This window comes from Leisingera thetidis (genome assembly GCF_025857195.1).
Classification (GTDB): Bacteria; Pseudomonadota; Alphaproteobacteria; order Rhodobacterales; family Rhodobacteraceae; genus Leisingera; species Leisingera thetidis.
Genome location: NZ_CP109787.1, coordinates 1,625,411 through 1,638,158, shown reverse-complemented (window position 1 = coordinate 1,638,158; position 12,748 = coordinate 1,625,411). Strand labels below are relative to the sequence as shown.

At 64.3% G+C, this 12,748-nt stretch carries 11 protein-coding genes and 1 tRNA gene; 1 reads left to right on the top strand and 11 read right to left on the bottom strand.

The genetic code is table 11. From position 1 onward, the window contains the following. Positions 1 to 334 precede the first annotated feature (334 nt). From OKQ63_RS07890 to OKQ63_RS07840, 11 genes are all read right to left on the bottom strand, one after another. Entirely contained in the window at positions 335 to 997 is a 663-nt protein-coding gene (locus tag OKQ63_RS07890; RefSeq protein ID WP_350356306.1) for a DUF6880 family protein, read from the bottom strand. Further along, entirely contained in the window at positions 924 to 1,520 is a 597-nt protein-coding gene (locus tag OKQ63_RS07885) for a DUF6880 family protein (RefSeq protein ID WP_264213391.1), read from the bottom strand. The genes OKQ63_RS07890 and OKQ63_RS07885 overlap by 74 nt, the downstream gene beginning before the upstream one ends. A 513-nt stretch (positions 1,521 to 2,033) precedes the next feature. After that, a tRNA-Ser gene (locus tag OKQ63_RS07880) sits at positions 2,034 to 2,123 on the bottom strand. 80 nt (positions 2,124 to 2,203) lie between these two features. After that, the gene (locus tag OKQ63_RS07875; protein WP_264213390.1) at positions 2,204 to 2,929 is read right to left on the bottom strand and encodes an alanyl-tRNA editing protein; all 726 of its coding nucleotides are present in this window, start codon (positions 2,927 to 2,929) and stop codon (positions 2,204 to 2,206) included. Beyond that, on the bottom strand, positions 2,916 to 5,363 hold the full coding sequence (locus tag OKQ63_RS07870; RefSeq protein ID WP_264213389.1) for a DUF3772 domain-containing protein: 2,448 nt from the start codon (positions 5,361 to 5,363) through the stop codon (positions 2,916 to 2,918). The genes OKQ63_RS07875 and OKQ63_RS07870 overlap by 14 nt, the downstream gene beginning before the upstream one ends. Before the next feature lie 8 nt (positions 5,364 to 5,371). Next, the gene (locus OKQ63_RS07865) at positions 5,372 to 6,406 is read right to left on the bottom strand and encodes a cysteine synthase A (protein WP_264213388.1); all 1,035 of its coding nucleotides are present in this window, start codon (positions 6,404 to 6,406) and stop codon (positions 5,372 to 5,374) included. A 68-nt stretch (positions 6,407 to 6,474) separates the two neighbouring features. Further along, positions 6,475 to 7,599, bottom strand: coding sequence for an NUDIX domain-containing protein (locus tag OKQ63_RS07860; RefSeq protein WP_264213387.1), 1,125 nt, complete (start codon positions 7,597 to 7,599; stop codon positions 6,475 to 6,477). Positions 7,600 to 7,629: 30 nt separating this feature from the next. After that, positions 7,630 to 8,070, bottom strand: coding sequence for a TrgA family protein (locus tag OKQ63_RS07855; protein ID WP_264213386.1), 441 nt, complete (start codon positions 8,068 to 8,070; stop codon positions 7,630 to 7,632). Between the two features lie 30 nt (positions 8,071 to 8,100). Beyond that, positions 8,101 to 9,306, bottom strand: a complete 1,206-nt coding sequence (locus tag OKQ63_RS07850; RefSeq protein ID WP_264213385.1) for an SAM-dependent methyltransferase — start codon at positions 9,304 to 9,306, stop codon at positions 8,101 to 8,103. Between the two features lie 81 nt (positions 9,307 to 9,387). After that, positions 9,388 to 10,812 (bottom strand): cryptochrome/photolyase family protein, encoded by a 1,425-nt coding sequence (locus OKQ63_RS07845; protein WP_264213384.1) that lies wholly within the window; start codon positions 10,810 to 10,812, stop codon positions 9,388 to 9,390. A gap of 24 nt (positions 10,813 to 10,836) precedes the next feature. Then, the gene (locus OKQ63_RS07840) at positions 10,837 to 12,060 is read right to left on the bottom strand and encodes an aminotransferase class V-fold PLP-dependent enzyme (protein ID WP_264213383.1); all 1,224 of its coding nucleotides are present in this window, start codon (positions 12,058 to 12,060) and stop codon (positions 10,837 to 10,839) included. A gap of 264 nt (positions 12,061 to 12,324) precedes the next feature. On the opposite strand from OKQ63_RS07840, the gene OKQ63_RS07835 reads away from it, so the two are divergent. Further along, positions 12,325 to 12,705, top strand: coding sequence for a VOC family protein (locus OKQ63_RS07835; RefSeq protein WP_264213382.1), 381 nt, complete (start codon positions 12,325 to 12,327; stop codon positions 12,703 to 12,705). Positions 12,706 to 12,748: the final 43 nt, after the last annotated feature.

Sequence of the window (12,748 nt, the reverse complement as noted above, 5' to 3'; positions counted from 1 at the left end):
CCGGTTGTCCCCCAGTGGCAAGGTCCGGTTCCTGCGCAGTGCGACCGCCCTAGGTCGTTATTGCTGCGCCTGCAGCGAACGGCAGCAAGGTCCGGCACTGTGTGCGTTCACCGGCTTCAAATCCTCGCAGTCGCAGCGAACGGCAGAAACGGCGGGCTGCGCTGCAGCACAAAACCTCGGCTGGTTGCGTCAAACGGCCAAGTTTGCAAATGGCGCTTCCTGCGCTTTGCTGACGGCCACCTGCAGATTCTGATGCGTCGTGAGGGGTAGTTCCAGCTGAGCCTGACGGATCGAGCCACAGGCGCCGTTCGTCTCAGGACAATCGAACAGCGAACTATACTCCATCGGAGGCCTCCCGCACGCGCGCCCAGAAGGCTGCCTTTCGCTGATGCGCCTTTCGCAGGCCCTGAATGAAAGCGTCGTGCTCGGGGCGGCCCTGATAGTTCCCGATCGCCGCATCCGCATCGGCGCAAGAGGCTAGATGACGGGCGGCGTGGCCGTAGCGGCTCGATCGTGCGCGCTCTAGTGCGAACTCGATCATCGAGCGCCAAATCAGAACTGCGGCCAGCGGTTGCGCGGACGACAGCGCCTCCGCAGCCGGTGTGAGGATCTCGTAAGCGTCCCCATCAATCTCTTCGGTTCGGCTCAGCACCAACTGCGCCGCCAACGTAAGGTCCGGCCGGGCAAAACAGAACGCCAGGCCTGCTTCGATGGGCGAGAACAACAAGACCACCTCGCGGGCGCGGTCTTCGGTCTCGACATCATCGAAGTCCGGTAGGCGCTTCAACAGGCGACGAAGCGCACCACGGCAGAGGCATCGCTCGAAGCGAGCCCATAGCGAACGCCGCAGGCCCTCTTCGCGTCCCAGAGCTTCAAGGCAAGCGAAGTGGGCATCGTCCAACTCCGGCGGGTCGCACCACGCGCTATCGCGCGTTTCGCGGCTCAGTGCGATTTCCACGACCTGGAGGGCCTCCTCCGCACGCCCTGCGGCGAGCAGGCGCCCCGCGGCGTCCTGCGCGATAGTGTGATAGGTTAGCTGCTCGGCCAAGAGGTTCGGACAGAGCCGGCACGACACGATCGAATTCGCCATAGCCATTGCCCCGTAGCGCGTCGCAAATCATCTCCGCGAGTTCGAACGGGTGTTTGCTGATCTTGGGGGAAAGCCGTGCGATGGCCTCCTTCGCGTCATCCATGACGTCACCGATCAACCCGTTGCTGCCATCGGTCCGCTCATGGATGCCGGGCGCGAGATGCAGCAGCTCCCACAGGAGCTCGAAAGCTAGATCCGGGCTGTCGAATCCGATCCGCGTTTCGATCAGAGTGACCAGATCGCTGAGCTCTTTCACGAACTTCCTCTGGGTCTTCAGAGAGATGAAGCTGCCGGTTCGCCGGATCGACGCAAACCGCTTCCGAACATCCGCCGTCGCTTCCTGAGGGCTCTGATCCGCGGACAGCACCATGCGAACGCGTCGCTGTCGCGCGGCGTCGCCCTTCACGGCCTCGAGCAGAAGCTCCGCCAACACGTCCGTTCCAAGCTTGAAGAGGTTTTTTTGTCTAGGGCTCTCCGGGCCATGGGCTCTCCATTCTTCCAGCGTCAGTGCTAGCGCCAATGACATCGGACAGAAACCACTGCATCGGCAGCTCCTGCCCTGCCCCGCATTATCGACGTCGGCAGACGGCACCCTTCGCCGGTCCGCAAGGATGCTGCGTGCCTGGCACTTCGATGCGCGACACCTCTCGCGACCGAGTTTCAATCCACAAGTAACGCTCGTTCGACCCGAGTACCATTTGCGCGATCGCGACCGGCACCGAACACAAGAGCTACACAGGCAACAAAATCCATTTTTTCAGCTAGTTAAAAATCCATTCACCAAACAAGAACAGTCATCAGCTTGAGAGAAGACAGCGGTAGAGAGAGCACAGGCGCAGTACTTGGCGCTGGACACAGTCAACAGCTGGCCGCCTACAACAATCGAAAATATCGCTGATTTTGACCGCCAGACACGACCGGAGAACCATTCCTATCGGGCAAGTGGCGGAGAGACAGGGATTCGAACCCTGGAGACGGTTTCCCGCCTACACACTTTCCAGGCGTGCGCCTTCGACCACTCGGCCACCTCTCCGTGAGGGGGCTTTTGAAGGATCGGAGGGTGAAATGCAAGGGCCGAAACGGGAAAAAATGCATCCCGGCCCGCATTCTTTTTCAGGGCTCCAGATGCAGGTAGACCCGGCGGTTCTGCTGGCCCTTTTTCTCCACCTTGCCAAGGCGGATTTTGCCGATTTCGCCGGTGCGCCTGACATGGGTGCCGCCGCAGGGCTGCAGATCGATCTGCTCATCAGCGGTGCCGATGCGGACAAGGCGCACCTGCCCTGCCCCGCGCGGCGGCGAGACGGACATGGTTTTCACCAACTGCGGATTGGCCTCCAGTTCTTCGTCGGAGATCCAGTCCTCAGTCACTTCCAGATCGCGGTCAATCAGCGCCTGCAGCTGGTCCTGCAGCGCCTGTTTGTCTTCCGGCGCTTCCGGCATGTTGAAATCCAGCCGCCCTTTTTCGGCGCTGACCGAGCCGCCGGTCACCTCCAGCGGAATGACCACCGACAGCAGGTGCAGCGCGGTGTGCACCCGCATGTGGCCATACCGGCGGTCCCAGTCGAGCACCTGGGTGACCGGAGTTCCGGCCGGCGGCAGAGTTTCGCCCTCATGCGGGACCAGAACAACCGCGCTGTTTTCGCCTTTGACAGTGGTGGCAATGGTGCATTGGCCATCGCCCCAGAGCAACTGGCCGCTGTCGCCGGGCTGGCCGCCGCCCGTGGCGTAGAACAGGGTTCGGTCCAGGATGATGCCGCCCCGTTCTGTATGGGCCAGCACCTCCGCTTCGGTCATCCGGGCATAGGCGTCCTTGCGGAACAACGGTTCACTTGTCGGCATCGGCATCTCCATCGGAATCTTCATCGGGGTCCTGCTGCAGATCGTCCAGATCCGGCTTCAGCGGTGCCCGCGCAGGCGCGGCAGCGGGTGTTTCGGCAGCTGCTGCCGGTTTTGCCGGGGTCAGCGCCTCGGGATTGCGGATCCAGATGTCGCGCTGCATGAAGGGGATCTCGATCCCTTCTTCGCCGAACCGTTTGGAGATTTCATAGTTCATGTCGGATTTCACCGACAGAACCCAGTTCACGTCGCGCAATATCGCCCGGATCTCGAAATCCAGGCTGTCGGCGCCGAAACCCTGAAACACCACGCTGGGCGCCGGATTGAGCAGCACCATCGGATGCGCCTTGGCAACCTCGTTCAGGATCGCCTCCACCTTGCGCGGGTCGGTGCCGTAGGCGACACCCACCGGCACGATGACCCGGCCCACGGTGTTGCCGCGGGTATAGTTGGTGACGGTGCCCGAAATCAGGTCCGAGTTCGGCACGATCACGTCGGTGCGGTCGAAAGTCTCGATCCGTGTTGAGCGCACCGAGATGTCGCGCACGTAGCCCATCAGCCCGCCAACCTCGATCCAGTCACCCTTGGAGACCGGGCGTTCGATCAGCAGGATGATGCCGGAGACGAAGTTCGACACGATGGTCTGCAGGCCGAAGCCGATGCCGACCGACAGCGCACCGGCGACGATGGCCAGCGACGAAAGGTCCAGCCCGGCCATGGAGATCGCCACCACCGCGGCGAGGAATATGCCGACATAGCCAAGCCCCGAGGTGATGGCGTTCTGGCCGCCAGGGTCGATCTTGGTCTTGGGCAGCAGCGAATTGCGCAGCGAGCCCTGGATCAGCCGGGTCATCGCGTAGCCGACGGCAAAGACCACCGCAAAGGTCAGGAAAGCGGTGGGTGAGATCCGCGTCTCGCCAAAATGGAAGCCCTCGAGGAACTGCGACCACAGCTCTGTCAGGTCGGCCACGCGGGCGCCCCAGATCAGCGCCAGCGGCGGCAGCGCCAGCAGCGCCAGCACAAAGCCGATCAGCACCGAGAACAGCGACTCGCGCGCCTCGCTGCCCTTGCCTGAAAGCCAGCCGTAAAGGTCGCCGCAGAAGCGGTGCAGCACCAGAAGCGTCGCCAGCAGCGCCAGCGTCGTTGCGGCCGGGTAGACCAGCGCCTCGGCGGCGTTGACATAGCCGAACGCGGCCAGCAGCGGCGAGATGAAGCCAAGCAGGTAAATGGCGCGGCGCACCAGGGTGAACACATGTCCGGCGCCGGCCGCGATGGCCCCGTCGTCGCTTTCCCCGTCCTGTCCGCTCTGTTCCTGGCGCCGCTGGACGCCGATCCTGTGCAGCCGCAGCAGCACCAGCGCAGTGGCCAGAATGAGCGGGAAGCTGAGGACCGCGTGGGCGCGGTCCGAGACGTTTTCGAATTCCTCAAGCTGCCGCAGCGCGTCCTGCAGCACCAGCAGGACGGCCAGGACATCGACCATCAGCCGGGTGACGTTGCGGCGTCCCTCCTTGACCGGAATCAGGTCGTTGTCGATCTTGCTGGCAAACAGCTGATTGCCGAGCCAGTGGAAGGACAGGATCAGAAAGGCCCAGCCCGGCACGAAATCCAGCAGCAGCGACCCGCGGGAGCCGGTAAGACCGGCAAGGTTCACCGCAGCCACTGCAAAGACGATCCCGAGCAGCGGCAGGCCGACCTGCAGCAGTGACACGATGAACCCCCAGACGCCGCGGCCGCTGCTGCCGAACTGGCGCAGGTAGTCGCCTGCGCGGTGGGCCCAGGGGCGGCCGCGGAAGATCAGCAGGCCGGCAAACAGCAGCAGGAAGAGGATCGCGGGCAGGTTTCTGCGCACCCGCTCGTGGGTGGTGGCGCTGCTGATCTGTGCCAGGGTTTCGTTCCACAGCGCCTGCCCGGCCCGCACCAGCGTGCGCGCCGCCAGCCCCCAGTGCTCGGGGTTGAGCGGCGACGGGCCGCGTTCGAGCAGGGTTTCGGTGCGGCGTTCGCGGATGATCTTGTCAATTTCGCCGATCAGCCCGTCGGCCCGGTTGTAGGCCACCTGCGACACCATGCGCGGCACCCGAAGCTGGTCCAGCTCGCTGCTCAGGGCATCGCGCAAGGCGGCGATGTCCTCAGGCTCGGCATCGCCCTCGCCCGGCGCCTCGCCGAGCACGTCAAGCTGGCCCTGCAGTGTCTGGATGCGGTCGCTGTTGCCGTCCCGCTGCGCCAGGAAGGTTTGCCGGTAGTCGGTCAATTCCTTGCGCAGCTGCTCCAGCGCGGCGCTGGAGGCGCGGCGGGCGTCGATCACCTGCTCGGCGCGGTCAGCTGTCTTGAGCCACTGCTGAAAATAGGCGCGGTGTTCGGAATTGAGTTGTGCAATAGCAGGCAAAGCGAGGCTGGCCACGAAGGCCAGCCCCAAAATCAGGCTCCGAAGAGCAGTCATAACAGGGGTCATACGTCCTCAAAAACGCCTGGGATCGATGCGGGCGTGTGGGTCATCCACTCCGGCACCGGCAGATTTTTCTCGCGCAGGAAGTCCGGGTTGAACAGCTTGGACTGGTAGCGGGTGCCATAGTCGCACAGGACGGTGACGATGGTGTTGCCCGGCCCCATGTTCTTGGCCATGCGCACAGCGCCGGCAATGTTGATGCCGGAGGAGCCGCCCAGAACCAGGCCTTCCTCGTGCAGCAGGTCGAAGACATAGGGGACCGCTTCGTCATCGGGCACCTGATAGCTGAAATCAGGCGTGAAGCCTTCCAGGTTCCTGGTGATCCGGCCCTGTCCGATGCCTTCGGTGATCGAGCTGCCCTCGGCCTTGAGTTCGCCCTCGGTGTAGTAGGAATAGAGCGCCGCGCCGAGCGGGTCGGCCAGGGCGATCTTGACGCCCTTGGGCTGCAGCGCCTCGGCCACGCCGGCCAGGGTGCCGCCGGAGCCGACCGCGCAGACAAAACCGTCGACCTTGCCGCCGGTCTGTTCCCAGATTTCCGGGCCGGTGGTTTCCACATGGGCCTGGCGGTTGGCGACATTGTCGAACTGGTTGGCCCAGACGGCGCCGTTCGGCTCGGTCTGGGCCAGTTTTTCCGCCAGGCGCTGGGAATAGCGCACGTAGTTGTTGGGGTTCTTGTAAGGGGCCGCCGGAACCTGGACCAGCTGGGCGCCGGCCAGGCGCAGCATGTCCTTCTTTTCCTCCGACTGGGTTTCCGGGATCACGATGACCGTCTTGAAACCCATCGAGGCGCCCACCAGCGCCAGGCCGATGCCGGTGTTGCCGGCGGTGCCTTCGACGATGGTGCCGCCGGGCTTCAGCTCGCCGCGGGCCACTGCATCCTTGATGATGTAGAGCGCGGCGCGGTCCTTGACCGACTGGCCCGGATTCATGAATTCCGCCTTGCCCAGGATCTCGCAGCCGGTCTCTTCGCTGACACGGTTCAGGCGGATAAGAGGAGTGTGGCCGATGGCATCAGCCAGATCGCGTGCAATGCGCATGGTATCCCTTTCGATCGTTCCCCCAAGGTGTACCCAAGCGCCCCGGGGTTCACAAGGCGGGAAGCGGCTCAGGACGAAGCGTTGCGCAGCCGGCCGCGGTGGCGTGACAGCCACAGCGCCGCAGTCACCAGCGGCATGTCCTGATAGGCTTGCGCATCAACGCCCGCCATCAGTTCGTCATAGCTGAGGATCCTGCTGCGGATGTCCTCGCCCTCGCCTGCAACGCCGCCGCCGCCATTGACATCAGAAAGGTCTGCTATACCGATGAAAACATGTATGAATTCTGCCAGCGCGCCGCTGGAGGGATAAACCTGCGCCACCGGCTCCAGCCGTTGCACGGTGACGCCGGCCTCCTCCTGCGCCTCGCGGATGGCGGTTTCCTCAGGGCTTTCGCCCGGGTCGATCACACCCGCCACCGGCTCCCACATCCAGGGATGCGCTTCGCCCATGATGAAGGGGGGTGCGCGGAATTGCTCCACCAGCAGCACCTGATCGCGGACCGGGTCATAAGGCAGCACCACCGCCGCGTGGCCCGCCATCGCGGCGGAGCGCTCCATCACCGGGCTCATGCTGCCGTCATAGCGGCGGAACTGCAGCTCCATCTCTTCCATCGCGAAGAAGTTCAGATAGGCGCGGGTGTGGCTGTGGACGATCACGTCCTTGGAGAGATCATGGTGCGCATCGCCCGGACGGGCCTGCGCCTGCAGCCAGGCGGCGGCGCGGCGGCGGACCGAAGGGAAACAGCGGGCCACCTCGGCGGCGGTCATGCGGCCGTGGTAGGCCATCACCTCTTCGGCGGCACGCAGGGACAGCGCGCCCCATTTCTGCACCCAGGCGGCCAGGTCCCAGGGCTCCGCCGTCTGCCACAGGCCGGGTTCGGGGAAATAGACTTCGGCCGGGGCGGTGCTGCCGTCCTCCAGCTGCACGGAGACCGGTTTCAGCGCATAGCCAAAGCCGCCCTCGTAGAAGTTGAGCGCATCCAGGTCGGCGGGGGACAGCGCCTGCACCAGAACACCGTCGGCGGTGGCGCCCGGCCGCGCCTCGATCGACGGGAACGGCTGCCCCACGACCTGATAAACCCCATGCCCGGGCAGTTTCGCCGTCTGCGCGTTCAGCGCTGACCCGCTGCGGCCCAGCACCAGTTCAAGCAAAGGAAGATGGCGCAGCGTGCCAAAGAAAAAGAGATCAGCCACGGATGATAACCTGTTGTAAAAGAGTGCTTGTCAGCGCCAGCGGCGGGACGCGTTTTCGGTCACGAGCCCGGCCAGCACCCCGCCGGCCACCAGCGGCACCAGCACGGTTGGCACAGCGATAACAAAGAAATAGTCCAGTGCAATGACAAAGATGGCCGACAGCGCCTCAAACGGGCCGTCGTAGCGGTGGCGCATGGCCAGGCGGAACATTTCCCAGGCGCCCTGGATGAACAGAGCCCACAGCACCATCACCGCCATGCCGGTGAGGCCGTTGTTGATGGCCGGCACCAGGCCGCGGCCCGCGCGCTTGCCCATGAACACCCAGCCGCAGAGCAGCCCCAGCGCCACGTTCACGTACACGAAATAGCCGAAATCGGTGCCCTCGGGCATCAGCGGCATGACCAGGAATGACACAAAAAACGCCACCAGGCCCAGGCAAATAGCGGCAGTCAGTCGGGCTCCGGTGGGCATGTCTGGTCAATATCCGTGCGGGCAGTTCACTCAGCGATGCGCAACTGTAATCTGCGTCACATCGCAATTTCCAGTCTTAAAGGCTGCCGCGCAGGAAGTGAGGTAAAAGTTCCACATCTTGTGGAAGCGCTCGTCAAAGCCGAGGGTGGCAATCTGGTCCCAGCGGGCGTTGAACGTGTCGTGCCAGCGCCGCAGGGTCTGGGTGTAGCTGTCGCCGAACTCGATCGAGCGGACCACGCCGAGGCCCGCCCTTTCCACCTGCTCGCGCAGCACCTGCGGGGACGGCAGCATGCCGCCCGGGAAGATGTGCTTCTGGATGAAATCGACGCCCTTGCGGTAGACCTCCCAGCGCCGGTCGGCGACGGTGATGATCTGCAATGTCGCTTTTCCGCCGGGTTTCAAACGGTCGTGGATGGTGCCGAAATAGGCGGGCCAGTATTTCTCGCCCACCGCCTCGAACATCTCGATCGAGGCGATGCCGTCAAACTGGCCGCGGCAGTCGCGGTAATCCTGCAGGCGAAGCTCCACCTGCCCGGAAAGCCCTGCCTTTTCAAGACGCTGCCGGGCAAACCTTAACTGTTCCTTGCTGATTGTCAGGCCGGTGACCTTGAGCCCGCGCTGACCTGCGGCATATTCGGCAAAACCGCCCCAGCCGCAGCCGATCTCCAGCACGTGGTCGCCGGGCTTTACCCCCATCTGGTCCACCAGCGAGGCGTATTTGGCGGTCTGCGCCTTTTCCAGGCTGTCCTGGCCGCTCTGGAACAGGGCGCTGGAATAGGTCATCGTGTCGTCCAGCCAAAGCCGGTAGAAATCATTGCCCAGGTCGTAGTGATAGGAGATGTTCTTTTTTGCCTGGCGGCGATGGTTGCGCTGCAGCCAGAAACGGAAGCGTTCATAGGCCCGCGCCAGGCCGCGGCCCGGGAAGCCGTCATAGACGGTGTTGGCGCCCATATGCACCAGATCCATGAAGGCCTGCAGATCCGAGGTGCTCCACCAGCCTTCCAGATAGGCGTCGGAAAAGCCAAGGTCGCCTTCGCGGATCAGCCGGGCAAAGCATTCCGGATTGTGGATGTGCAGATCGGCCACCGGACCGGGATTGCGTCCCTTGGCCGAAAACACGCGCCCGTCCGGCAGATGGATGTCCAACTGCCCGACCTCCATGGCCTTGACCCTGGCAAACACCGCTGCGAAGTAGCGCGGCAGATTTTCCTGCCCCTCAACGGATGTGAGCTTCATACGCTTCCCCCTATACGTAAAACGGATGTTCTACTGGGAAAAAGCTAGGCCGCAGGGGGCTTTCTGCAAGACAACTGTGCGTCAGCGGGTTTCGCGGGCCGCGTGATAGGCCGCGAGCGCGCGTTCGCGGCCTGCCTGCAGGCTGACAACCGGGTCCGCGCGCGGCATGTCCGGGGCAAGGTCCCAGGAGAAGGGCGCAGCGTCGAAAAAGTCCAGCGCGGTCGGCGGCGGGCTGCCTTGGCCTTCGGCAATCCAGCGGCGGGTGTAGGTGCCTTCGGGGTCGAATTTCTCCAGCTGGCCGCTGGGGTTGAAGACGCGGAAGAAGGGGGCCGCGTCGGGGCCGGAGCCTGCCACCCACTGCCAGCCCATGGCGTTGGAGGCCGGGTCCCAGTCCACCAGCGTGTCAGAAAACCAGTCCATGCCGATTTTCCAATGTGTCATCAAGTGCTTGGTGAGGAAACTTGCAACAATCATCCGGGCGCGGTTGTGCATCGTGCCGGTCACATAAAGCTCCCGCATGGCGGCATCAACAAAGCCGTAGCCGGTCTGCCCGCGCTGCCAGGCCTGCACCTGCGGAGTGATGTCCTGCGACCAGGGGAAGGCCTGCCATTCCTCGCGCCAGCTGCCGGTCAGGATTTGCGGCGAGTTGTACATCAGGTGATAGGCAAACTCGCGCCAGGCGATCTCTTTCAGGAAGTGCTCGACGCCCTGGCTGCCGCGTTCCATTGCGGCGCGGCCCTGATGCCACATCCGGTGCGGGCTGATTTCCCCCCAGGCGAGGTTTTCCGACAGGCCGGAAGTGGCGTCCTCTCCCGGGAAGTCTCGGCGGGCCTTGTAGGCGTCCACCGCGTGTTCCAGGAATTCGTCCAGCCGGGCCTGCGCCGCTGCCTCGCCCGCCCGGCAATAGCGCTTCACCACATCCGCGCCGCGGCGCATGGCGGCATCCATGTGCCAGCTGGCCAGATCCTCGCTGGCGGGCCAGCTGTCTGGTGCCGATAGTTTGGCGGGAGCTGGCAGCAGGCTGGCCACATCCCGGCCCCGCACCGCCTTCCAGAACGGCGTGAAGACCTTGAACATCCCGTCGGCCTTGGTCCTTGCCGTCCAGGGTTCGAACAGCAGGCGGCCGCCGTGGGATTCGGCCTTGATGCCCTGTGCCTTGAGCTGCTGCTTGATGTCCGTGTCGCGAGTGATGGCCTGCGGGTCATAGAGGCGCGACCAGAACACGGCCCCTGCCCCGGTGTCCTTGATCAGCGCCTGCAGCACGGCACGCGCATTGCCGCGGCGCAGGATCAGGCGGGAGCCGGCCTTGGCCAGGTCCTGCCCGAAGTGCTCCAGCCCCAGGCCAAGGCGGAACTTTGGCGCGGCGCCCAGCGCCTCTTCCTGTTCGTCCAGGATATAGACAGGCAGGACCGGAGCGCCGCTGTTCACGGCAGCCGTCAGGGCCGGGTTGTCACCCAGGCGGAGATCCCGCCTGATCCACCAGATCACCGGGGGACGGCTGCTCATGTCGCTTTCCTTGTCCTGTCTGCGTTACAGCACCCGGTCCAGGGCCTCGATCAGCTTTGCGACCTCAGCCTCGGAGGTGTAATGCGTGAAGCTGAGGCGCAGCACGCCTTCGCTCGGATCAATGCCCATCGCTTCCAGCGCGCGCACGGCGTAGAAATCGCCGCCGCCTGCCATGATGCCGAATTCTGCCAGCTGGGCCGCCACCGGTTCCGCGGCGCGGTTCAGGGCCAGGGCAACCGTCGGTGCGCGGCTCTCGGCCGTGGACGGCCCCAGCAGGCGGACGTTGCTGCGGTCCTTCACCGCGTCCAGCAGCGGCTGCAGCAGGGTGATCTCATGCCTGCGCATCAGGTCATGCACAAAGGCGCCGGTTTCCGCCGCGGTGCCGGTGTGGCCGTGGCGGGCGGCCAGCGCTTCGAAGTAGTCCGCCATGCCGGCCGAAGCTGCCACCTGGGCGTGGTCCGGCCCTGCCGGGGTGAAGCGCTTGTAAAGGTCGCCTGCGTTGAAGTAATGCGCCTGGTTCGGCAGCAGTCCGCCCAGCGCATTGCGGATCACCATGACGCCCTGATGCGGCCCGTAAGTCTTGTAGGCGGAGAACAGGTAGATATCGGCGCCCAGGTCATCCACGTTCGGCAGCCCGTGCGGCGCATAGGAGACGCCATCAACACAGACAAAGGCGCCCGCGGCATGGGCCATGGCGGTGATCTCGGCCACCGGGTTGATCTCCCCCACCACGTTGGAGCAATGCGGGAAGCAGACCAGGCGCACGTTTTCGTCCAGCAGGGTTTCCAGTTGCGCGGGGTCCAGATGGCCGGACTGCGGGTCGATCTGCCATTCGCGCACCTCGATCCCCTCTTCCGCCAGCCGCCGCCAGGGGCCGCTGTTGGCCTCGTGGTCCTGGTTGGTGACAACAATGGCCTCACCCGGTTTCATGAGCTTGCGGAAGGCCTGGGCCAGCACATAGGTGTTCTGGGTGGTCGAGGGGCCAAAGCTCAGCTCTTCGGTGGCAACTCCCATCAGGGCGGCCAGACGGGCGCGGGCCTCGTCCATTTCGGCGCCTCCGAGGCGGGAGGCCTCATAAGGCGCATAGGGCTGCACCTTGCGCTGGGTGTAAAAGCGGGTCAGCCGGTCAATCACCTGGCGGCAGGTATAGGACCCCCCTGCATTCTCAAAAAACGCCTGCCCCGCAAGGCTGGGCTCGGCAAAGGCCGGAAACTGGGCCCGGACGAAATCGATATCCAATGCAGTCATTACAGATCTCTCCTCAATCGCTGCGGTCCGATGGGGAGGCCGGCACATGCCAGGGATCTCCCCGAACATGGCAGGTCTTCCAGCCGAGCCGCGCTCCCGCACAAGGATTGAGGGATCGCAGGCAGCCCTGCAAGCCGGAATTCCCGGCGCAGGACCCAAGCGTGATAGCGCCCCGGGGCCAGAGCGGTCAAGCCCCCGGACTGATGACAGAAACTGGCAACAGGCCGTGGCAGGCTGCTGCCAGGCAAACATGGAGGATATGACATGGCCTTTACTCCCAAGGATTTCCTGGTCTGGGGCGAGCTGCCGGTCAGCGACCTGGACGCGGCAGTGACGTTTTACTCCAAGGTCACCGGAGCCAGTTTGAGCATCGACACCAGCGGCCCCAACCCGATCGCGATGTTCAAACCCGCGGATGAGGCGGCAGGCATCGCGCTGCACCTCTACCCCGGCAGGCCCGCGGGCGACGGCCGCGGCCCGACCCTGCACCTGACCGCAGAAGGCGAACTGGAGGATGTGATGGAACGGATCACGGATGCCGGCGGCAAGGTGGTCTCGGAAACCATCGCCATCCCGCCCGGGCGGTTCTTCTATGCCACCGATCCGGACGGCAATTCACTGGGTTTCTTCAAATACAACAGCTGAAACGTAAAAGGCCCCGGGGGGAGTCCCGGGGCCTTCGTCTTTG

Coding starts and splice junctions, on each gene's coding strand:
- OKQ63_RS07875 (WP_264213390.1), bottom strand. CDS start 2,929: ATGCCGACAAGTGAACCGTTGTTCCGCAAGGACGCCTATGCCCGGATG.
- OKQ63_RS07870 (WP_264213389.1), bottom strand. CDS start 5,363: ATGACTGCTCTTCGGAGCCTGATTTTGGGGCTGGCCTTCGTGGCCAGC.
- OKQ63_RS07865 (WP_264213388.1), bottom strand. CDS start 6,406: ATGCGCATTGCACGCGATCTGGCTGATGCCATCGGCCACACTCCTCTT.
- OKQ63_RS07855 (WP_264213386.1), bottom strand. CDS start 8,070: ATGCCCACCGGAGCCCGACTGACTGCCGCTATTTGCCTGGGCCTGGTG.
- OKQ63_RS07850 (WP_264213385.1), bottom strand. CDS start 9,306: ATGAAGCTCACATCCGTTGAGGGGCAGGAAAATCTGCCGCGCTACTTC.
- OKQ63_RS07845 (WP_264213384.1), bottom strand. CDS start 10,812: ATGAGCAGCCGTCCCCCGGTGATCTGGTGGATCAGGCGGGATCTCCGC.
- OKQ63_RS07840 (WP_264213383.1), bottom strand. CDS start 12,060: ATGACTGCATTGGATATCGATTTCGTCCGGGCCCAGTTTCCGGCCTTT.
- OKQ63_RS07835 (WP_264213382.1), top strand. CDS start 12,325: ATGGCCTTTACTCCCAAGGATTTCCTGGTCTGGGGCGAGCTGCCGGTC.